The sequence below is a fragment of the Pseudonocardia sp. genome, from assembly GCF_029263155.1.
Taxonomy (GTDB): domain Bacteria; phylum Actinomycetota; class Actinomycetes; order Mycobacteriales; family Pseudonocardiaceae; genus Pseudonocardia.
Genome location: NZ_JAJCYB010000045.1, coordinates 24,321 through 44,166, shown reverse-complemented (window position 1 = coordinate 44,166; position 19,846 = coordinate 24,321). Strand labels below are relative to the sequence as shown.

Sequence of the window (19,846 nt, the reverse complement as noted above, 5' to 3'; positions counted from 1 at the left end):
TATGAGGTCACACCGCGCGTCTGGTGAGTGCAGAACGAGCCCCGCAGCGGACCGACCGACAGATCCCGTTAAAGGCACGCAGCCAGTCAGACGTTGGGTCAGGACGACCGCTGCGGGGCTCCCCTACATACTCACTGTCAGTCGAGCAGGTCGTTCAGCAGCCGGGTGCTCACCGTGAGCGTCTGGCCACAGCTGACCGTCGCCGCGACCGGCGGCGGGCCGACCGTCCAGGTGAACGTCGCGGGCGAGGCCTCGACGTTGCCCTGCGGGTCGGTGCCGATCACCTCGAACACGTGGGTGCCCACCGACAGGCCGGAGTAGCCGGTCGGGCTGGTGCACGCCGTCAGGGCCCCGCCGTCGAGGCGGCACTGGAACGTGACGCCCTCCTCGTCGGCGGCGAAGGTGAACGTCGCGGCGGTGGAGACCGTCGTGATGTCCGGGGTACCCGTGATGGACGTGACCGGCGGGGTGAACGGGTCGGGTGCCTCGATCGTCCAGGTGTGGACGACGGGGCTGGAGTCCGCGTTGCCGGAGAAGTCGACCGCACGGATCGTCACCGAGTGCTCCCCGACCGCCAGGCCGGAGTAGGTGACCGGGCTGGTGCAGGGCGCGAACTCGCCTGCGTCCAGGCGGCACTGGAACGTCACCGAGCTGGCGTTGTCGCTACCGGTGAAGGTCAGCATCGCCGTGGTGAACGTGGTCGGGTCCGGCGGCCCCTCGATCAGGACCGTCTCCGGCGCGACCGGGTCGGTCGCCAGCGGCGCCCCGCCGTCGCAGCGGATGTTGTAGCACTGCTCGGAGGTCTGGGTGACCGGGTCGAACAGGCCGCCGCCGGTGTTGCCGAGCGCCCGGTTGCCGCCACCGTCGACGTTGACGCCCGCGACGGAGCCCTCGGCCGCGTAGATGCCCCAGCCGCCGTTGTCGTCCGCGGAGTTGCCGCGGATCATGTGGCTGACCGCGCCGATGTAGATGCCATCGGCACTGTTGCCCGACGCGGTGTTGTTCTCGATCAGGTTGCCCGAGCCCGCCGGCGCCTCGCCGCCGACCGAGATGCCCTCGGAGTCGTTGGCGCCGGCGGTGTTGCCGACGATCGCGAACCGGAAGGTGCCGTCGCCCAGGGCGATGCCCTGGCCGCCCTCACTGGCGTCGTTGCCCTCGATCCGGCCGTCGGCCGACCCGGAGACCTCCACGCCACCGCCGTTGAACCGCAGGTCGTTGCCCACGACGAGCGCACCGTTGGCGACCTCCAGGGAGATGCCGTTGTCACTGGAACCGTTGAGCACGTTGTCGCGCAGCTCGACGTCGTTCGACTCGGCGACGTTGATGCCGGCCTCGCTCTCCAGGACCGTGTTGCCCTGCGCGAGCGTGCCGTGCGACCCGGCCTCGACCACGATGGCCGCGTCCGAGTTGCCGTTGGCGGAGTTGCCGGCGAGCACCGTGTTCGGCGAGCCCTCGACGACGAAGCCGGCGTCGCTGGAGCCGGACACGTCGTTGTCCTCGACGCGGTTGCCCGCGGACCCGAGCACCGACACGCCGGGTCCGGCGCTGCCCGCGATGATGTTGCCGCTGATCGTCGAGCCCTGCGAGCCCGACTGCAGCAGCACCCCGGAGCCGTTGCCGGCGAAGGTGGACGTCCGGACGGTGTTGCCGGAGACGCCGTCGTCGGCGTTGGTCAGGGTGACGCCCGCCTGCTCGGCGAGCTGCACCGTGAGGTCGGAGACGATGTTGCGGGTGGTGCCCGGGTTGAGCGCCACGCCGTCGACGAACTCCTGCACGAAACCGTTCGTGATCGTCACCGCGTCGAAGCCGTCGTTGCGGATGCCCGCACCGACCCCAGTGCCGTCGACGGTGACGCCGCCGAGGTCGATCGTGATGGCGTCCGCCCCGACGACGATTCCGTCGCCCGCGCAGTCGACCAGGTCCTCGGTGAGCCGCGTGCTGACCGTGACGACCTGGCCACAGGTCACCGCGGCCTCGACCGGCGCATCGGTGATCGTCCACGCGAACGTGGCCGGGACGCCGTCGACGTTGCCCGCCAGGTCGACCGCCCGCACGGAGAACGTGTGCGCACCCGGGGTCAGCCCGGAGTAGGTGGCGGGCGAGGTGCACGCCGCGTAGGGGGCGGCGTCGAGGCTGCACTCGAAGACCGCGTTCTCCTCGGTCGCGGAGAACTCGAACGTCGCCACCGTGGCGACGGTCGTCGCGTCCGGGGTGGCCGAAAGGACCGTGTCCGGCGCCTCGATGTCCGGCGGCGGCTCCAGCTGCACGAACGTGTGCGTCGCCGGGGTCGGGTCGACGTTGCCCTGCGAGTCGACCGTGCGCACCTCGAACGTGTGCGGGCCGAGCGGCAGGTTGGAGTAGGTCAGCGGGCTGACGCACGCCTCCCACGGACCGCCGTCGAGGCGGCACTCGTAGGTGAGGTTCGGGCCCGGGGTGGCGTTGTCACTGCCGCGGAAGGTGAAGCGGGCGACCGCCTCGTCGCTCGGGTCGCTCGGCGCCGAGACCAGCGTGGTGCTCGGCGGCACCGCGTCCAGGCCCGGGGCCGAGGCGATGACGTCCCAGGTGAACACGGCCTGGGTGTCGTCGAACAGGTCGACGGCGTCGACCGCGCGCACCTCGAACGTGTGCGTACCCGACGGCAGGAACGGGTAGGAGACGCCGCTGGAGCACTCGGTCCAACCCTCACCGGACGGGATGTCGACCGGCTCGCCCGGTGCGGGCGGCTCCGGCTCGAACGGCGGGTCCGGCGGGGCGTCGAGCCGGCACTCGAAGCGCAGCGCCTCGGCGGGCGTCGCGTTGTCGGTGCCGGTGAAGGTGAACACCGCCGCGTCGAGGTTGCTGCTCGGGTTGGTCGGCGTCGTCACCAGCACGGTGTCGGGCCGCAGGATGTCGCTCGCACCGACGGGCGGCGGGGTGCCGATCCCGCAGACGACGCCGACGCACTGCTGCGCCTCGGCGTTGCCGGAGGCGGTGTTGCCGCCGCCGTCGATCGTGCCGTCGTCGGCGAAGATGCCGAACGCCAGGTTGTGGTACGCGGCGTTGCCGGTGAGCGTGTGGCCGCCCCCGAGCACGCTGATGCCGCTGGAGCCGTTGCCGTTGGCGGTGTTGCCCTCGATCAGGACGCCGTCGACCGGCAGCCCGTTCGCGTCGAGGTTCTCGGCCTCGACCGAGATGCCCTCGGCGCCGGTCTCGTTGGCGGTGTTGCCGATGATCCGGTGGTCCGCGCCGCCCTCGACGCCGATGCCGCTGGCGTTGGAGCCGGACACGTCGTTGTCCTGCACCAGGATGCCGGTCGAGCCGGCCAGCTCCACACCGCCGGGGTTGAACCGCAGGTCGTTGCCCACGACGGAACCGCCGGTGGCGTCGGAGATGCCGACGGCCGAGCCGCCGGAGGTGTAGACGCGGTTGTCGACGATGTCGTTGCCGTCCGAGGCCGCCACGACGATGCCGGAGTCGCTGGAGCGGGTCACCAGGTTGCCGGTGACCTCGTTGTCGTTGGATCCCTCCCGCATCGCGATCGCGGCGTCACCGGTGTCGGACAGCTCGTTGCCGGCGATCCGGTTGCGGCTGGAGGACTCCAGCTCGACGCCCCCGTCGGAGTCGAGCAGCGGGTTGCCGGTCAGGCCGCTGACCGTGTTGCCCTCGATCAAGTGCCCGGTGGCCTCGTACAGGTACATGGCCAGGCCGACGTTCCCGGTCAGCGTGTTGCCGGTGACGGACGAGTTCTCCGACCCGTTGACCACGAACACGCCGGTGCCGTTGAGCAGCATGTCGTTGTTGCGCACGATGTTGCCGTTGCGGCCGTTGTCGGCGTCGTTGAGTTCCACTCCGGCGATGACGTTGCCACGCAGGATCATCTCCTCGACGACGTTGTAGGTGGTGCCGGCCGTCAGCGCCACGCCGGCGCCGAAGTTCTCGACCGTGCCGCCGGTGATGACGACGTTGCTGTGGCCGCTGTTGCGGATTCCGGCCGGGATGCCGTCCTCCTCACCCGGCTCGATGGCCAGGCCGCTGCGGACGGTGAACCCGTTGAGGTCGAGCACGATGTCCGGCGCGCCGATCACGAGTCCCTCACCGAGGCAGCCGGTCACGTCACCGGCCAGCGTCGTGCTCTGCGTGATCACCTGGCCACAGGTGACGGTGGTCGTCCCCGCCGCCGGGAGCGGCGGGCCGGGGGCCGGGATGCCGGTCCCGTCGAAGCGCAGCACCAGCTGCGGCGGCGTCGGCGGCTCGGTGACGGCCTCGGTGGACACGAAGGTCTGCGTGGCGCCGTCGCCCTCCTCGGCCGCGTCGGAGATCAGCCAGCCGTTGTCGGGCGCGGTGCCGGCGACCATCGCCGCCACGTGCGCGCTCACGTCCCACTCCCGGTAGCCCGCACCCGAGGCCGCGGTGGCCACGGCCGCGGCGGTGACCCCGGGCTGGGTGTTCCAGGTGACCGCGCTCTCGGTCCACGGACCGGCCAGCGGCGCGGCGGTCAGGACGCGACCCGCGTCGCCCTCGCCGCTCAGGCGCAGGGTCGCGGAGGTGAGCTCACAGGCCGGGCCACCCTCGGGCAGCGCGAACTGCACCAGCGCGCGGGCATCCTGCCCGGGTGCCGACGAGCGCACGACGAGCCCCTCGGCCGCGCCGAAGTTCTCGACGACGAAGCCCTCGTCGACGTGCGCGTCCTCGGTGGCGACGAGCGTGATGTTCGCGGCGTCGCAGTCCGCGGGCACGCCGACGGTCCAGGTCCGGGTGGCCGGGGACGGGTCGATGTTGTCCCCACCGTCGGTGGCGCGCACCTCGAACGTGTGCGACCCCGGGGTCAGGTTGGAGTAGAGGGCCGGGTTGGAGCACTCCAGCCACGCGGTCGGGTCGGTGGAGTCGAGCCGGCACTCGAACTCGATGAACTGCGCCGGGGTGCGGTTGTCGGTGCCGGAGAACGTGAACGCGGCGAAGCTCACCGGGCTCACGCCGGACGGCCCGTCGAGGATCTGGGTGTCGGGCGGGGTGACGTCCACGCCGAGGGTGAACTCGTGCACGGCGGGTGACGGGTCGACGTTGCCCGCGCGGTCGATCGCGCGCACCTCGAAGCGGAACGTGCCGTCCTCGACGACCGGGATCTGCCACGGGTTGGAGCAGCCCACGAACTGCTGCTCCGCCGGCACCGGCTCGGTCGGGTCGACCGGCTCCGGCGGCTCCAGCGGGTCGAACTCGAGCAGGCGGCACTCGTAGAGCAGCTCCTCGGGCGCGGTGAACGCCGGCTCGGTGCCACTCACGTTGTCGTTGCCGGTGAAGGTGAAGATCGAGGTGTTCTCGGTGTCCTGGATCGGGCCGGACACGTACTCGGTGTCGGGCGCGACGTCGTCCGCGGGCGCGAACGGGCCCTCGGACTCCACCGCACCCATGTCGCACAGCTCGTTCTTCGGCCGGGTCACGCCGCGCTGGTCCACGACCGAGCACGGGCTGATCCCGCCGTCGACGGCGAAGCTGCCCTCCTGCGGGTGCATGGTCATCGTCGGGCCGCCGTTGTCGGCGATCGCGTCGAGACCGGCGGTCGCGGCGTTGGTCCGGTCCCGCGGGCCGCCGAGGTGGCAGCTGTCGCCGTCCTCCAGGTTGCCGCCCTGCGAGCCGAGCGCGAAGTTGCAGCTCGGCGAGAGCAGGTTGCCGGCGACGATCGAGTTGCGGAACAGCACCGACGGGCTGGGCTGCACCGGGAAGTTCACCGAGCCGATCTCCCCACCGACGCCGGACGCGGCGGGCGCGCTGTTGCCCGAGATCGTCGTCTGGGTGACGCGCACGTCGGCGTCGGCGTCGATGTAGAGACCGCCGCCGCGGACCTGCGCGTAGTTGCCGGTGATCGTGGTGTTCTCGTACGTGGCGCCGGCGTCGCCGAGGCCGTAGACGCCGCCACCGAGGCCGGCGTCGTCGCTGGGCCCGGCGATCGCGCGGTTGTCCCAGATCGTCGAGGCGACGACCTTGACCGTGCCGTCCGCCGCGTTGGCCAGGCCACCGCCGTTCTCGGCGGTGTTGCGGGCGATCGTGGAGCGGTCGAGCGTGAACGCGCCGCTGCCGTTGTTCTCGATGCCACCGCCGTCGGCGACGGCGACGTTGCCGGTGATCTCCACCGTCGTCAGCGTGACGCGGTTGGCGGCGTTCTCGATGCCGCCACCGCCGGACTCGCTGCGGTTGTCGCGCACGACGGTGTCGCTGATCTGCACCGAGCCGAGGTTGCCCAGCAGCAGGCCGCCGCCCTCGCCGACCGCGGTGTTGGCATCGAACGTCGCGTCGCGGATCGTGATCGGGCCACCGCCGGTGGCGATGCCGCCACCGCCGCCGTCGCCGGTGACCTGCGCGCCGGTCTCGTCGATCACGGTGCCGCCCGCGACGTTGTCCCGGAACTCGACGCCGTCGACGGTTGCGGCGCGCTCGCCCGCGGTGTATGCGCCGCCGCCCTCGCCGTTCGCGAGGTTCTCCGCGACCGTGCCGCCGGTGATCGAGAAGCTGCCCTTGGCCGCGCTGTGGATCGCGCCGCCGTCGGCGTGGGCGGTGTTGCCGGAGAACGTGCTGTTCAGCACGGTGAGCTGGCCCTCGCCGTCGTTCGCGACGCCACCACCGGACGCGAGCGCGGTGTTGCCGGTGACGGTCGCGCCGTCGAGGGTGACGCGGCTGGGCACGCCGGTCGCGCTGACCTCGCCCGCGTTGTAGACGCCGCCGCCGCCGCGGGCGCTGTTGCCCGACACCTCGGTGCGGGTGAGCGTGAGCGACCCGGACCCGACGTGCACGCCGCCTCCCTCCGCCTCGGTCGCGTTGCCCGCGACGACCGAGTCGACGAGTTCGAGACGACCGGGGCCGGTCTCGCCGCCCGTGGCGATGCCGCCGCCCGCCTCCGTCGCGGTGGCCGTGGTGACGGCCACGTCGGTCAGCCGGACGGTGCCGACCGAGCCGTTGAGCAGGCCACCGCCGGTCTGGCTGGTGGCGCCCGCGGTCAGCGTCAGGCCCGTGATGCTGACGTTGCCGGCGGTGCCGTGGGTCTCCAGGACGCGGTCGATGCCCGCGGCGTCGATGACGGTCGCCGCCCGCCCGGCACCACTGATGGTCACCGGGCGCAGGACGTCCAGGTCACCGGACTCGGCGAGGTTCGCCCCGGCCGGCGGGACGGACAGCACGTACGTGCCCGCGGGCACGACGACCTGGTCCGCGGCGATCGTCGCGTTGGCCTCCTGGATCGCCGCCCGCAGCGTGCACTCCCCCACCGCGGACGCGCAGATCCCGTCGCCGGGGTTCTGGTCGGGGGCATCGTTCGTGCTGTTGACCAGGTGCGAGGCCGCCAGCGCCGCGGACGTCGCGAGGAACACCGTCACCACGACCGCGACCACCACGGCGAGGCCACCCAGTACCGCCGGCCGCCAGCCGCGAGGTGGGCGTCGGCGACCCGATCCTGCTGCCGCCGGTCGGACCGCCATGGTGTCCGTCATCTCGTACCTCTGACCACTCGCAGGCATGCACGGGCGCACGCCGGTTCAGGGCAGAGGTTCGCGGAGCAACCTCAGGGCTCCGTCAGTGAAGGGTGAGGAACTCCTTATCCATCGTCCTCCCCCGCCATGAGGGGACGATGAGACGGCCGTGAGTCGTATCCTGAAGGCGCCACGACGGGGCGTAACGTGGTGCCCACTTGGGGCGAGTTCCGCTTGCCCCCGGTGTCGCATGAAGGCGGAGGGTCCACCCCATGACCAGCGTCCTGATCATCGACGACGACCCGCTCATCACCCGCTTCATCAGCCGGGGCCTGCACGCGGTCGGCTATACCACCACCGTCGCCGACGAGGCCGCAACCGGCCGCTCCCTGGCCCTCACCGACCAGTTCGACATCGTGCTGCTCGATCTCGTGCTCGGCGACGGCGACGGTTTCGCCGTCCTGCGCGACCTGCGCGGGCACCGCGCCCAGCTGCCGATCCTGGTGATGACCGGGCACCCCGCCCACCGCGACGTCGTGGCCTGTCTGGACGGCGGCGCCGACGACTACGTCGTCAAGCCGTTCCGGTTCGAGGAGCTCCTCGCCCGCCTGCGCGCCCGGTTGCGGCACGAGGACGCGCCGTCCGGTGGCGGACGCAGCCTGTCCGCGGGCGACCTCGAGCTCGACCTGCTGACCCGCCGGGCCCTCGTCGGGGACACTCCCGTCACGCTCACCAGCCGCGAGTTCGCCCTGTTGGAGACACTGCTCCGCCATCCCGACCAGGTGCTCTCGCGCGCCCAGCTGCTCTCCCGCGTCTGGGGGTACTCGTTCGACCCCACGAGCAACGTCGTCAACGTCTACATCGCGGCGCTGCGGCAGAAGATCGGGGCCGACCGCATCGAGACGGTGCGCGGGGCGGGATACCGCCTGCGCATCCCCGAGCGGCTCCCCGGCCTGCGGCACCCGATGGAACCAGCGCCCGCCGTGCATCCGGCCTGACCGGTGACCACGGCGCCCCAGCTACCCCGGCACTGGCAGGGACCGCTCGGCAGCATCCGGGTCCGGATCCTCGCGGCCGTGCTCGCCCTGCTCGCCGGCTCGTCGGCCGTGTCGGTCTTCCTGCTGCACAGCGCGCTGCACGCCCGGCTCGACGAGGAGATCACCGTGTCGCTGAGCCGGGAGATCGTGGAGTTCGAGCTCCTCATCGGCGGTCTGAACCCGCGCACCGGCACGCCGTTCGACGGGGACCTCCCGGCGATGTTCGACGTCTACTTCGCGCGAGAGGTCCCCGACGAGGGGGAGTCGCTGCTGGCCTACGTCGGCTCCGGGCTCTACCAGTCCGAGGACGCGTCCGACGCCATCCCGTCGGTGTATCTCGACGCGTTGACCGGCGACTGGCTGGCGATGCGCGAGCCCGGTTCCGGTACCCGCACCACCCCGGCGGGGGATGTGCGCTACGCCGCCCTGCCGCTGACCGGCCGAGGCGACGACGGCCTGCTGATGGTGGTCAACTACCCGGCCGCCGAACGTGCCGAGATCAACGGCGCGGTCGCCACGCAGGCCCTCATCCAGTTCGGCACGATCGTGCTGGCCTCGCTGATCGGGCTCGGCCTGGCCGGGCGGGTGCTGCGGCCGCTGGGCTCGCTGGCCGACACCGCGCAGACCATCTCGGGCACCGACCTGACCCGCCGGATCCCGGTACGCGGCAGCGACGAGGCGTCGCGGATCGCGAGCACGTTCAACGACATGCTCGGCCGCCTCGACGGGGCGTTCAGCGCGCAGCGTCGATTCCTCGACGACGCCAACCACGAGCTGCGCGCTCCCCTCACGGTGATCCGCGGGCACGTGGAGCTGCTGGAGCTGCTGCCCGACGCCGAGGACCGCAGTCAGACCATCGCGCTGATCGTCGGGGAGATCGAGCGGATGAATCGCATCGTCGACGAGCTGCTGCTGCTCGCCCGCTCCGACCGGCCCGGATTCCTGTCGCCCGACGCGGTCGACCTGGGCGACCTGACCCGCGACGTGCACCGCAACGCGATGGTCCTGTGCGACCGTCCGTGGATCCTGGAGTCCTGCGCCGACGCCGTCGTCCGGGTGGACGGGCAGCGGATCACCCAGGCGATGGTGCAGCTGGCCGAGAACGCGTGCCGGCACACCCCGAACGGCACGCCCGTACGCATCGGCTCCGCGGTGGAGGGCGGCCGTGCCCGGCTGTGGGTGCACGACAGCGGGCCCGGGATACCTCCCGCCGACGCCGAGCGGATCTTCGGGAGGTTCGTGAAGGGTGCGGAGCACACCGGGGGCAGCGGGCTGGGGCTCTCCATCGTCGCGGCGATCGCCGAGGCCCACGGCGGGCGGGCCCGTGTCGTGCCCGGCGGGTCGGGCGCCTGTCTGGAGATCGTCGTGCCGGTGGTGCCCGCAGTGGCTCAGGAGCCGGTCTCGGCCCCGGCCGCCACGCGCACCGCGGCCAGCAGCTCGCCCAGGGCGAACGGCTTGCGCAGGTAGGTCCGCACCCCGAGGGACCGGGCCTGGTCCCGGTCGGCCGGGTCGTTGCGGGCGGTGATGATGACGACCGGCAGGTCCCGACCGAACGGGTGGTCGGCGCGCAGGGCCCGCAGCAGGTCCAGGCCGTCCATGTCGGGCAGGTTCAGGTCCAGCACGGCCACCGCGACGTCTCCCGCCGCGAGCCGCTGCAGGCCCGCGCCCGCCGTGGCGACCCACTCCACGGCGAACCCGGACGCCACCAGCGCGCGGGTCACGAACGAGGCGATGAGGGGGTCGTCCTCCACCACGAGCACGGTGGGCCCGGCCTGCGTCGTCTCCGAGCGCTCCACGCAACCCCCAGCCGGTCGAGACGTTGCGCGCGACGGTACTTGCCACCGGTGACGCCCGCATCACGGCCGGGGGCGGCCTCGCTACTGGTCGGAGCCGTCCCCGGTCGGGCCCTTGGCCCGCAGCTCGTCGACCTTGGCCATGGCGTCGCGCAGCTCGCCCAGCCACTCGTCGGCGTGCTGTCCGACCAGCCTTACCGCCCAGGCCAGCGCGTCGGAGCGGGACCGCGCCACACCGGAGTCCACCAGCGTGTCCAGGACGATCCGCTCGGGCTGGCGCAGCCGGGTCATGACCGGGACCGACGCCACGGTGAACAGCTCGAGGGCCTCTCCGATCCGCGCGCCCCACGCCACCTTCCGGCCGTAGCGGTGCTCGGCCTGCCGCGCGATCTCGATGCGCTCCTCCCGGGTGCTCTCCCGGAACCGCGTGATCCGGCCCGCCACCGCCGCCGCCCGGTCCGTGCGCCCGGCCTCGGTGTCGTCGAACGCGCCCTCGACCGGCGGCAGCTCGCCGACGATCACGATCTCCTCCCGGTCCACCGTCACCTCCGGCGTGCCGGTGAACCAGCCGTCGGGCAGCCGGCCCTGCAGCCACGCCGTGGCGTCGGCGGCATCGGGGAGGTCGGCCTGCTGCCATCCCCCGCGTCCCGGACCGCGACCGCGCCCCGCACCGCCGTGCCACCCTCGATGCATCCGTCCGCTCATCACTGCTTCCTCCATCACGGTGTTGCTGTGATTACGACGTTACACCGCAGCGGACAGGCTCCGCGGCCGTTCGCCGACGGCGAAACCCGCGAGTCGGGGCCTGCGTGCGCGCGAGTCGGGGCCTGCGCGCGCGAGTCGCGTCAGGGACGCAGCACGAGGCTCGCGGTGAGCTCCTCGACCGTGGTGACCGGGCGGTCACAGACGAATCCCCGGCAGACGTAGGCCGCCGCAGCCCCGGCGACCAGGGGGCGGTCGGCGAGCAACGGGACCCCGGGGGCGTCCGGCTCGCCCGCCACGACGACGGTGCCCCCGGCGGCGACGTGCCGGGCGTGCGCGAGCAGGGTGGCCCGGGCCGGGTCGTCCGCACCGGTCACGGCCACCTGCAGCGGGCCGCGCACGGCCGCCTCCGCCGCGGTGAGCCAGTGCCCGGCGAAGCGGGGGTGCTTCTCCATCAGGGTCCCCGCGCCGCGCATCGCCGCCTCCGCGGCGTCGCGGTAGCGGCCGCCGTCCGCGACCAGCACCGAGGCCGTGACCAGCGCGTTGACCAGCGCCGAGCTGCCGCACGGGCTGGCGTTGTCGGTGATCTCCCGCGGCCGGTGCAACAGCGCCTCCGCGTCGTCGGCGGTGTCGAAGAACATGCCGTCGCCGGTGGCGAAGCGTTCCAGCGCGAGGTCGAGCAGGCCGGTCGCGGCGGTGAGCCAGCGGGCCTGCCCGGTGGCCTGGTGCAGCGCGAGCAAAGCGTCGGCCAGGCAGGCGTGGTCCTCCAGCACCGCGGCCGCGGCCCCGACGGCCCCGCCACGGCTCGACCGCCGCAACCGCCCGTCGACGACGTGCAGGTCCAGCACCAGCTCCGCGGCCCGCTCCGCCGCCGCGACCCACTCCGGCTGCCCGAGCCCCGCCCCGGCCTCGGCGAGCGCCAGTATCGCCATCCCGTTCCAGGACGAGACGACCTTGTCGTCGCACGCAGGCTGCGGGCGCCGCGCACGGGCCGCGAGCAGGTCGGCGCGGACGCGCTCCCAGCGGGCCGCGTCGTCGGGGTCGGCGAGCAGCTGCAGCGTGGACGAGCCGTGCTCGAACGTGCCCTCCGCCGTCACGCTCAACAGGGTGGCCGCCCATGCACCGTCGTCGTCGCCGAGCACCTCGCGCAGCTGCCGCGGCGTCCACGCGTAGGTGAGGCCCTCCACCCCGTCGGTGTCGGCGTCCAGCGCGGAGGCGAATCCGCCCTCGGGGGTGCGCAGGTCCCGCAGCAGGAACGCCGCGGTGTCCTGCGCCACCCGCCGCGGGAGGGCGGCCCCGCTGATCCGGGCGAGGTGGGCGTAGGCGCGCAGCAGCAGCGCGTTGTCGTAGAGCATCTTCTCGAAGTGCGGCACCACCCACCTCTCGTCGACGCTGTAGCGGGCGAACCCGCCCGCGAGCTGGTCGTACATCCCCCCGCGCGCCATCCGCTCCGCGGTGACGGAGGCGTGGCGCAACGCGTCCGGGGAGCCGGTGCGTTCGTGGTGGCGCAGCAGGAACTCCAGCGCCATCGACGGCGGGAACTTGGGCGCGCCGCCGAAACCGCCGTACCGGGAGTCGAACCCGGCGCCGAGCGTGCCGGCCGCACGGTCGAGCACGTGCATGTCGACGGCCGCGGCCGGCAGCGACGCCGCGGCGCCGTCGGCGAGCCGGCCCGCGATCTCGCCCGCCGCGGTGCGCACGCGCTCGCCGTCCTGTGTCCAGGCCGTCATGACAGCGTCGAGGAGCTGGCGGAACGCGGGCATCCCGTGCCGCGGCGTGGGCGGGTAGTAGGTGCCGCAGTGGAACGGCTCCCCGACCGGGGTGAGGAAGCACGTCATCGGCCACCCGCCCTGCCCGGTCATGGCCTGCGTCGCCGCCATGTAGACGGCGTCGATGTCGGGGCGCTCCTCGCGGTCCACCTTGATCGCGACGAACCCCGCGTTGACCTGCGCGGCGGTGTCGGCGTCGGAGAAGGACTCGTGGGCCATCACGTGGCACCAGTGGCACGCGGCGTAGCCGATGGACAGCAGGATCGGCACGTCCCGACGGGCGGCCTCGGCGAACGCCTCGGGCGACCACGGGTACCAGTCGATCGGGTTCTCGGCGTGCTGGAGCAGGTACGGGCTGGTGGCGGCGGCGAGCCGGTTGGACATGACCCCCACCCTGTCAAACTCCGACCGGGTCTGCGCCCGGGTGAGGTGACGAGGTTGCACATGCCGGACGCGGTCGGCGATCGTGTTCCCGAGCATGCATGCCGCCGATCGGCCCGACCGGGGCGGTGGCGCGAGACGAGGGGGCGCAGGTGCACGGAGGGGACGCGGTCGCGGAGGTGCTGGCCGCGCAGGGTGTGCGGCAGCTGTTCACGCTGTGCGGCGGGCACATCTCGCCGATCCTCGTCGGCGCGAAGGCGCGCGGCATCCGGGTCGTCGACACCCGTCACGAGGCCACCGCCGTGTTCGCCGCCGACGCCGTCGCACGCCTGACCGGGTACCCCGGCGTCGCGGCCGTCACCGCGGGACCCGGGCTGACGAACACGATCACCGCGGTGAAGAACGCGCAGCTCGCGCAGTCGCCGGTGGTGCTGCTCGGCGGCGCCGCACCCACCGTGCTGCAGGGCAGGGCGGCGCTGCAGGACATCGACCAGGCGGCGCTGATGCGGCCGCACGTCAAGCAGGTGCGCCGGGTGCGGCGCGTCCGCGACGCCGGGCCGGCCGTGGAGGAGGCGTTCCGGACCAGCGTCGACGGCGTTCCCGGGCCGGTCTTCGTCGAGCTGCCGATCGACCTGCTCTACGACGAGCCGGTGGTGCGCGGATGGTACGGCGCCGCGCGGACCGGGCGCACCCCCCAGGAGCGCGCCGTGCAGGCCTACCTGCGGCTGCGGGTCGCGATGCTGTTCCGCGGGGCCCGCCCCGGACCGGGCCCCGCGGTGCAGCCGCTGCCGCCCCGCCCGCCCGCCCCGCGGGTCGCCGAGGCCGCGGGGCGGTTCGCGCAGGCGCAGCGTCCCGTCGTGCTCGTCGGCAGCCAGGCGATGGTGAGCCCGGGCAGTGCGCAGCGGCTGGTGCCGGCGCTGGAGCGGATCGGCGCGCCCGTCTTCCTGTCCGGCACCGCCCGCGGGCTGCTCGGTGCCGAGCACCCGCTGCAGGCGCGGCACAAGCGCCGGGACGCGTTGCGCGCCGCCGACCTCGTGCTGCTCGCGGGCGTGCCCGCCGACTTCCGGCTCGACTACGGCAACCACGTCCGGCGCAGCGCCTGCCTGGTCTCGGCCAACCGCAGCCGGGCCGACCTGCGCCGCAACCGCAGGCCCGACGTCGGCATCCTGGGTGACGCCGCGCTGGCCGTGGCCGGCATCGCCGACGCGCTGACCCCCGACGCCGGGCGCTGGACGGAGTGGCGGGCGCAGATCGGCGGGCGGGACGCCGCGCGCGAGATCGAGATCGTCGAGCAGGCCGCCGCACCTGCCGACGGCGTGAACCCGGTACGGCTGTGCCGGGAGATCGCCGCGGCGCTGCCACCGGGTGCGATCGTCGTCGGCGACGGGGGCGACATCGTGGCCACCGCGTCCTACGTCCTGCGTCCCGACGGCCCGCTGCGCTGGCTCGACCCCGGCGCCTTCGGCACGCTCGGCGCCGGTGCGGGGTTCGCCCTGGGTGCCGCGATGGTGCACCCGGACGCCCCGGTCTGGATCGTCTTCGGCGACGGCTCGGTCGGCTACTCGCTCAGCGAGTTCGACACCTTCGTCCGCCACGGCGTACCGGTCGTGGCGGTCGTCGGCAACGACGCGTCGTGGTCGCAGATCGCCCGCGAGCAGGTGGAGATGCTGCACGACGACGTCGGGACCGTGCTGGCTCCCACCCGCTACGACCACGTGGTGGCGGGCTTCGGGGCGCTCGGCCTGCACACCGCGGACGCGGACGAGCTCCCCGCCGTGCTCGCGAAGGCCCGTGACCACGGCGCGGGCCCGGCGCTGGTGGACGTGCGGATCGGGCGCACCGACTTCCGCAAGGGATCGATCTCGATGTGAGCCCGGGCCCGCCGCGGCCCACGGACCGGTGGCGGCTACCGACCCCGCTCGGGGGCCTCCGGCGACACCTCGCCCGCGTCCGGCTCCGGGTCGAACGAGGCAGGCACCTTCTTCAGGTGCCGGGTCATGGAGATGATGAGCAGCACCGTGGCCAGCCCCAGCAGGAGGATGACGACGAGCGCGACCGGTGAGGCCTTGCCGAACTCCGGGCCCTCCCCCGGCGGCGGCTCGACGTTCTGCACCGGTACGGACGCGACCGCCGTGCCCGGTGTCGCCCCGAGGTCGACCAGTACGAGTCCCACACCCCAGACCCTACGCGGCGCGCCTCAGCCCGCGCGCCGCACCGCCACCTGCGCGTCCGCCTGCGCGTCGAGGCCGGCGAACAGGTCGTCCTCGGGCGTGGGTGCGTCGACGAGCGAGCGGACGAGTTCGTAGTCCTCGGTGGGCCACACCTCCCGCTGGATCTCCGGTGGCACGAGGAACCAGCGGCTGGTGGGGTCGATCTGGGTGGCGTGCGCGATCAGTGCCTGGTCGCGCACGCCGAACCACTCGGCGCACTCGACGCGAGTGGTGACGCGCAGGCCGGGGTCGGGCCGGTCGGCCCAGTTCGCCAGCCACTCCTTGTACGGCGATTCGATCCCGCGGGCCTCCAACGCGTCCTGGAAGGCCAGCAGCCGGGCCTTGGAGAACCCGTGCGAGTAGTACAGCTTGAGCGGCTGCCACGGGTCGCCGGTGCCCGGGAAGCGGTCCGGGTCACCCGCCGCGTCGAACGCGGCCATCGAGACCTCGTGGGTCTTGATGTGGTCGGGGTGTGGGTAGCCGCCGTTCTCGTCGTAGGTGACCAGGACGTGCGGGCGGAACTCGCGGATCAGTGCCACCAGCGGCGCCGTGGCGACGTCGAGGTCCTCCAGCGCGAAGCAGCCCTCGGGCAGCGGTGGCAGCGGGTCACCCTCCGGCAGCCCGGAGTCGACGAAGCCGAGCCAGCGGTGCTGCACGCCGAGGATCTCCGCGGCCCTGGCCATCTCGGCGCGCCGGACGGCGGGCAGGTCGGCGATCACCTCGGGGCGGTCCATCGCGGGGTTCAGGATGCTGCCCCGCTCCCCTCCCGTGCAGGTCACGACCATGACCTCGTGACCCTCGGAGATGTAGCGGGCCGAGCTGGCGGCACCTTTGCTCGACTCGTCGTCGGGATGGGCGTGCACCGACAGGAGGCGGAGAGCGGACATGAGGTGGGCCGTGGTCCTTCCGGATGGTGTCGCCCGGCGGGGTGCCGGGCGAGGTGACGCTGGGTGGGACCGATCGTGGCAGAGCCCCCCGACAACCATGTCGACGACACCGCCACTGCTGGACAACGCACGGACCCTCCCGCACCTTCCCCGTCACCGACAGCCACGGCCGGAGAGGCGCGGTGCCGTGCACGAGCACGGTCGGTCGCAGCGTTCGCGGAGCGGTGATCCGGGAGCACGGGCGCCGCTCACCGGCTGGTCCGGACGGCACCCCGCTTGCCGTAACCTGGTCGCCCGAATGCCCTGACCTGCATTGATACGTCGTCCGGGAACTTCCACATGGCAGCGACCGTTCGTCGAAAGGCTGCGACGAGCGGCTGACACCGTGTTACCGTGAGCTGCACACGGCCCGCAGGCGGGTCGTGTTTTTCCTTACTCAGGGGCACCCGGCGCCACATCCGGGCCGCTCCTGGGATCGGGACGACCCGGATCGGGTGGGTCCCGTCCGCGGGCACACGGTCCGTGGTGGTGGACCCTGTACAGGCTGGAGGAGTGATGACCGTGACGGACACGCAGGTGACCTGGTTGACCCAGGAGGCCTACGACCGGCTCAAGCACGAGCTCGACGAGCTGATCGACAACCGCCCCGTCATCGCTGCCGAGATCAACGCCCGCCGCGAGGAGGGCGATCTGAAGGAGAACGGCGGCTACCACGCCGCCCGCGAGGAGCAGGGCCAGCAGGAGGCCCGCATCCGCCAGCTCCAGGAGCTGCTGCGCACCGCCCAGGTCGGCACCTCCCCGACCGAGTCGGACACCGCCGCGCCCGGCATGGTCCTCAAGCTGCGCTACGACGGTGACGAGGACACCGAGACCGTGCTGCTGGGTTCGCGCGAGGAGGGCAGGCACGGCGATCTCGAGGTCGTCTCACCGAACTCGCCCCTCGGCGCGGCGCTGCTGGGCGCGCACGTCGGTGACACCCGCGAGTACCCGCTGCCCGACGGTGGCTCCATGAAGGTCACGCTCGTCGCCGCGGAGCCCTTCCGCGCCTGACCGGGCCACGATCGCCGGAATCGGGGCATGAGCTGCGGATGTGCAGCTCATGCCCCGTTCTCCGCGATCACCGCCGATCGGCCGCTACCCGTGCCCGTCGACGTCCACCACGGCGTGCCCGGCGGCCTGCAGGGCCGCCACCAGCTCCGTGCAGTGCTCCGGGCCACGGGTCTCCAGCGTGAGAGCCACCTCGACGTCGCCGAGGGAGAGCGCACCGGCGATGCGGGTGTGGGCGACGTCGAGGACGTTGGCGCCGTGGGTGGCCATGAGACCCAGCACCCCGGCGAGCGCGCCGGGCCGGTCGGCCATGCGCACCCGCAGCGACAGGTAGCGCGCCGCGGCGGCCATGCCGTGCTGGATGACGTGCAGCAGCACCAGCGGGTCGACGTTGCCGCCCGAGAGCACCGCCACCGCGGGCGTCCCGAACCGGTCCGGGTGCTCCATCAGCGCGGCCACACCGGCCACACCGGCCGGCTCCACCAGCATCTTGGCCCGTTCCAGGCACAGCAGCAGCGCGCGGGCGAGCGCGTCCTCGTCGACGGTGAGGATCTCGTCCACGAGCGCGGCGACCTGCGGGAACGTGAGGTCGCCGGGCCGGCCGACCGCGATGCCGTCGGCGACGGTCCGCATCGAGGCCAGCGTGGTGGGGCCACCGGCCGCCATCGAGGGGGGCCAGGCCGCGGCACCCTCGGCCTGGACCCCGACCACCTGCACGTCGGGTCGTCGCGCCTTCACCGCAGCGGCCACCCCGCCGAGCAGGCCGCCGCCCCCGGTGCAGACCAGCACGGTGCGCACGTCGGGCACCTGCTCCAGGACCTCCATCCCGACGGTGCCCTGCCCTGCGATGATGTCGACGTGGTCGAAGGGGTGCACGAACACCGCGCCGGTGCGCTGCCCGAACTCCGTGGCCGCGGCGATGCTGCCCTCGATCGTCTCCCCCACCAGGTGCACCTGCGCCCCGTAGCCGCGCGTGGCCCCGACCTTGGGGATCGCCGCCCGCTCCGGCATGTACACCGTCGCCTCGATCCCGAGCATCTGCGCCGCGAGCGCCACGCCCTGGGCGTGGTTGCCCGCGCTGGCCGCCACCACCCCGGCCGCCCGCTGTCCGTCGTCGAGCCGGGCCAGCCGCGTGTACGCCCCGCGGAACTTGAACGACCCGGTGCGCTGCAGGTTCTCGCACTTGAGCCAGACATCACCGCCGCAGCGCTCGCTCAGGGCGCGGGAACGCGCGACGGGCGTGGTGGTCACGATGCCGGCCAGCAGCTCCCGGGCGGCACGGATGTCGTCCGCGTCGACGGGGGGCACCGGCCGGGCACTCGGGTGGGCGACGGCCATGCGGGCATCCTCCCACCGCCCGCCTTCCTGCCACGGCTCGCACACAGGTTGCCGGGCCGGCACACAGGGCCGGAGCCGTGTGGGGCCCACCGGACCTGTGTGCGGGCCAGCGAGTCCGGGAATGTCGGACCCTCGTTCTACTCTCGGCGGCGGAGAGGGGTGGCATCGTGACCACGACCGAGAAGCCCGCGCAGGACGAGTTCCTCGCGCTGGCCCAGCCGTACCGCCGCGAGCTCATGGCGCACTGCTACCGGATGCTCGGCTCGGTGCACGACGCCGAGGACGTGTTCCAGGAGACGATGGTGCGCGCCTGGCGCGGGTACGACCGTTTCGAGGGTCGCTCGTCGCTGCGCACCTGGCTGCACCGGATCGCCACCAGCACGTGCCTCACCGCGCTGGAGGGCCGCAAGCGCCGTCCCATGCCGGCCGGGCTGAACGGCACGGGGTCCGACCCGGACGATCCGCTGCGCGACAACGCCGAGGTCGCCTGGCTGGAACCGGTGCCCGACCACGCGGTCGGCGCCGATCCGGCCGCGGTCGTCAGCTCCCGCTCCACGATCCGGCTCGCGTTCGTGGCCGCCCTGCAGCACCTGCCGGCCCGCCAGCGCGCGGTGCTGCTGCTGCGCGAGGTCCTGCAGTGGAAGGCGTCCGAGGTCGCCGAGCTGCTGGGCACCTCCGTGGCGGCGGTCAACAGCGCGCTGCAGCGGGCGCGGGCACAGATGGCGCAGGTCGCGCCCGCCGAGGACGACGTCGCGTACCCCCTGTCCGAGCACCAGCGGGACCTGCTCGAGCGCTACGTCGCGGCGTTCGAGATCAAGGACGTGGCCGGCATCGTCGCGCTCCTCGCGGCCGACGTCGTGTGGGAGATGCCGCCGTACGAGGCGTGGTACCGGGGTCGCGAACACGTCGCGCAGCACCTGCGCACCCGCTGCCCCGCCGGCCCCGGCGACCTGCGACTGGTGCCGATCTCCGCGAACGGGCAGCCCGGGTTCGCCCAGTACCTGCGCGGGCCGGACGGGGTGTTCCGCCCCTTCAACCTGCAGGTGCTCACGTTCACCGGCACCACCGTCGCCCACGTCGCCACGTTCCTCGACCCGAGCCTGTTCGACGTGTTCGACCTGCCTCCCGAGATCCGCGCCCGCCCATCGACATCCGGGGGATCCGGCGGGGACGGCGACGCCGCTGGAGCGTGACGCGGCGTCGGGTGGGGGTGCACCGCCGGACGAGCACCGCGGCGACGGCGGTC

The 19,846-nt window shown here is 73.2% G+C and carries 12 protein-coding genes; 5 read left to right on the top strand and 7 right to left on the bottom strand.

Annotated features, from left to right (window positions below):
• Window positions 1–137: 137 nt before the first annotated feature.
• A complete protein-coding gene (locus Q1K26_RS08995) occupies window positions 138–7,457 on the bottom strand; it encodes a right-handed parallel beta-helix repeat-containing protein (protein WP_300009130.1) in 7,320 nt (2,439 codons plus the stop codon).
• Window positions 7,458–7,708: 251 nt separating this feature from the next.
• Here Q1K26_RS08995 and Q1K26_RS08990 point away from each other — a divergent pair, with 251 nt between their 5' ends.
• Together Q1K26_RS08990 and Q1K26_RS08985 are read left to right on the top strand one after the other, a co-directional pair.
• The gene (locus Q1K26_RS08990) at window positions 7,709–8,434 is read left to right on the top strand and encodes a response regulator transcription factor (protein WP_300009129.1); all 726 of its coding nucleotides are present in this window, start codon (window positions 7,709–7,711) and stop codon (window positions 8,432–8,434) included.
• A 3-nt stretch (window positions 8,435–8,437) separates the two neighbouring features.
• The gene (locus tag Q1K26_RS08985; protein ID WP_300009128.1) at window positions 8,438–9,940 is read left to right on the top strand and encodes a HAMP domain-containing sensor histidine kinase; all 1,503 of its coding nucleotides are present in this window, start codon (window positions 8,438–8,440) and stop codon (window positions 9,938–9,940) included.
• Here Q1K26_RS08985 and Q1K26_RS08980 read toward each other — a convergent pair.
• The 3 genes from Q1K26_RS08980 to Q1K26_RS08970 all read right to left on the bottom strand — a co-directional run bounded on the left by Q1K26_RS08980 (window position 9,862) and on the right by Q1K26_RS08970 (window position 13,121).
• Window positions 9,862–10,269, bottom strand: a complete 408-nt coding sequence (locus Q1K26_RS08980; protein WP_300009127.1) for a response regulator — start codon at window positions 10,267–10,269, stop codon at window positions 9,862–9,864. The genes Q1K26_RS08985 and Q1K26_RS08980 overlap by 79 nt on opposite strands.
• Before the next feature lie 81 nt (window positions 10,270–10,350).
• Complete coding sequence (locus tag Q1K26_RS08975; RefSeq protein WP_300009131.1) at window positions 10,351–10,959, bottom strand: hypothetical protein; 609 nt, start codon at window positions 10,957–10,959, stop codon at window positions 10,351–10,353.
• Window positions 10,960–11,111: 152 nt separating this feature from the next.
• The gene (locus Q1K26_RS08970; RefSeq protein WP_300009126.1) at window positions 11,112–13,121 is read right to left on the bottom strand and encodes a thioredoxin domain-containing protein; all 2,010 of its coding nucleotides are present in this window, start codon (window positions 13,119–13,121) and stop codon (window positions 11,112–11,114) included.
• A gap of 98 nt (window positions 13,122–13,219) precedes the next feature.
• Here Q1K26_RS08970 and Q1K26_RS08965 point away from each other — a divergent pair, with 98 nt between their 5' ends.
• Window positions 13,220–14,989 carry a thiamine pyrophosphate-binding protein gene (locus Q1K26_RS08965; RefSeq protein ID WP_300009125.1) on the top strand — a complete coding sequence of 590 codons (1,770 nt, stop codon included), beginning with the start codon at window positions 13,220–13,222 and terminating at the stop codon, window positions 14,987–14,989.
• Window positions 14,990–15,024: 35 nt separating this feature from the next.
• On the opposite strand, the gene Q1K26_RS08960 is transcribed toward Q1K26_RS08965, so the two are convergent.
• Together Q1K26_RS08960 and mca are read right to left on the bottom strand one after the other, a co-directional pair.
• On the bottom strand, window positions 15,025–15,291 hold the full coding sequence (locus tag Q1K26_RS08960; RefSeq protein ID WP_300009124.1) for a hypothetical protein: 267 nt from the start codon (window positions 15,289–15,291) through the stop codon (window positions 15,025–15,027).
• A 24-nt stretch (window positions 15,292–15,315) separates the two neighbouring features.
• Window positions 15,316–16,215 (bottom strand): mycothiol conjugate amidase Mca, encoded by a 900-nt coding sequence (gene mca / locus Q1K26_RS08955; RefSeq protein WP_300009123.1) that lies wholly within the window; start codon window positions 16,213–16,215, stop codon window positions 15,316–15,318.
• 555 nt (window positions 16,216–16,770) lie between these two features.
• Here mca and greA point away from each other — a divergent pair.
• Complete coding sequence (gene greA / locus Q1K26_RS08950; RefSeq protein ID WP_300009122.1) at window positions 16,771–17,265, top strand: transcription elongation factor GreA; 495 nt, start codon at window positions 16,771–16,773, stop codon at window positions 17,263–17,265.
• An 84-nt stretch (window positions 17,266–17,349) separates the two neighbouring features.
• Here the strand turns inward: greA and ilvA are convergent, their stop codons facing one another.
• On the bottom strand, window positions 17,350–18,600 hold the full coding sequence (ilvA, locus tag Q1K26_RS08945) for a threonine ammonia-lyase (RefSeq protein WP_300009121.1): 1,251 nt from the start codon (window positions 18,598–18,600) through the stop codon (window positions 17,350–17,352).
• 167 nt (window positions 18,601–18,767) lie between these two features.
• Between ilvA and Q1K26_RS08940 the strand changes: the two genes are divergently transcribed.
• On the top strand, window positions 18,768–19,793 hold the full coding sequence (locus Q1K26_RS08940) for a sigma-70 family RNA polymerase sigma factor (protein WP_300009120.1): 1,026 nt from the start codon (window positions 18,768–18,770) through the stop codon (window positions 19,791–19,793).
• Window positions 19,794–19,846 lie beyond the last annotated feature (53 nt).

Excerpts from the sequence above, each read along its gene's own strand:
- ilvA (WP_300009121.1), bottom strand. The coding sequence starts at position 18,600 with ATGGCCGTCGCCCACCCGAGTGCCCGGCCGGTGCCCCCCGTCGACGCG.
- Q1K26_RS08965 (WP_300009125.1), top strand. The coding sequence starts at position 13,220 with ATGCCGCCGATCGGCCCGACCGGGGCGGTGGCGCGAGACGAGGGGGCG.
- mca (WP_300009123.1), bottom strand. The coding sequence starts at position 16,215 with ATGTCCGCTCTCCGCCTCCTGTCGGTGCACGCCCATCCCGACGACGAG.
- Q1K26_RS08995 (WP_300009130.1), bottom strand. The coding sequence starts at position 7,457 with ATGACGGACACCATGGCGGTCCGACCGGCGGCAGCAGGATCGGGTCGC.
- greA (WP_300009122.1), top strand. The coding sequence starts at position 16,771 with ATGACCGTGACGGACACGCAGGTGACCTGGTTGACCCAGGAGGCCTAC.
- Q1K26_RS08975 (WP_300009131.1), bottom strand. The coding sequence starts at position 10,959 with ATGCATCGAGGGTGGCACGGCGGTGCGGGGCGCGGTCGCGGTCCGGGA.
- Q1K26_RS08970 (WP_300009126.1), bottom strand. The coding sequence starts at position 13,121 with ATGTCCAACCGGCTCGCCGCCGCCACCAGCCCGTACCTGCTCCAGCAC.
- Q1K26_RS08990 (WP_300009129.1), top strand. The coding sequence starts at position 7,709 with ATGACCAGCGTCCTGATCATCGACGACGACCCGCTCATCACCCGCTTC.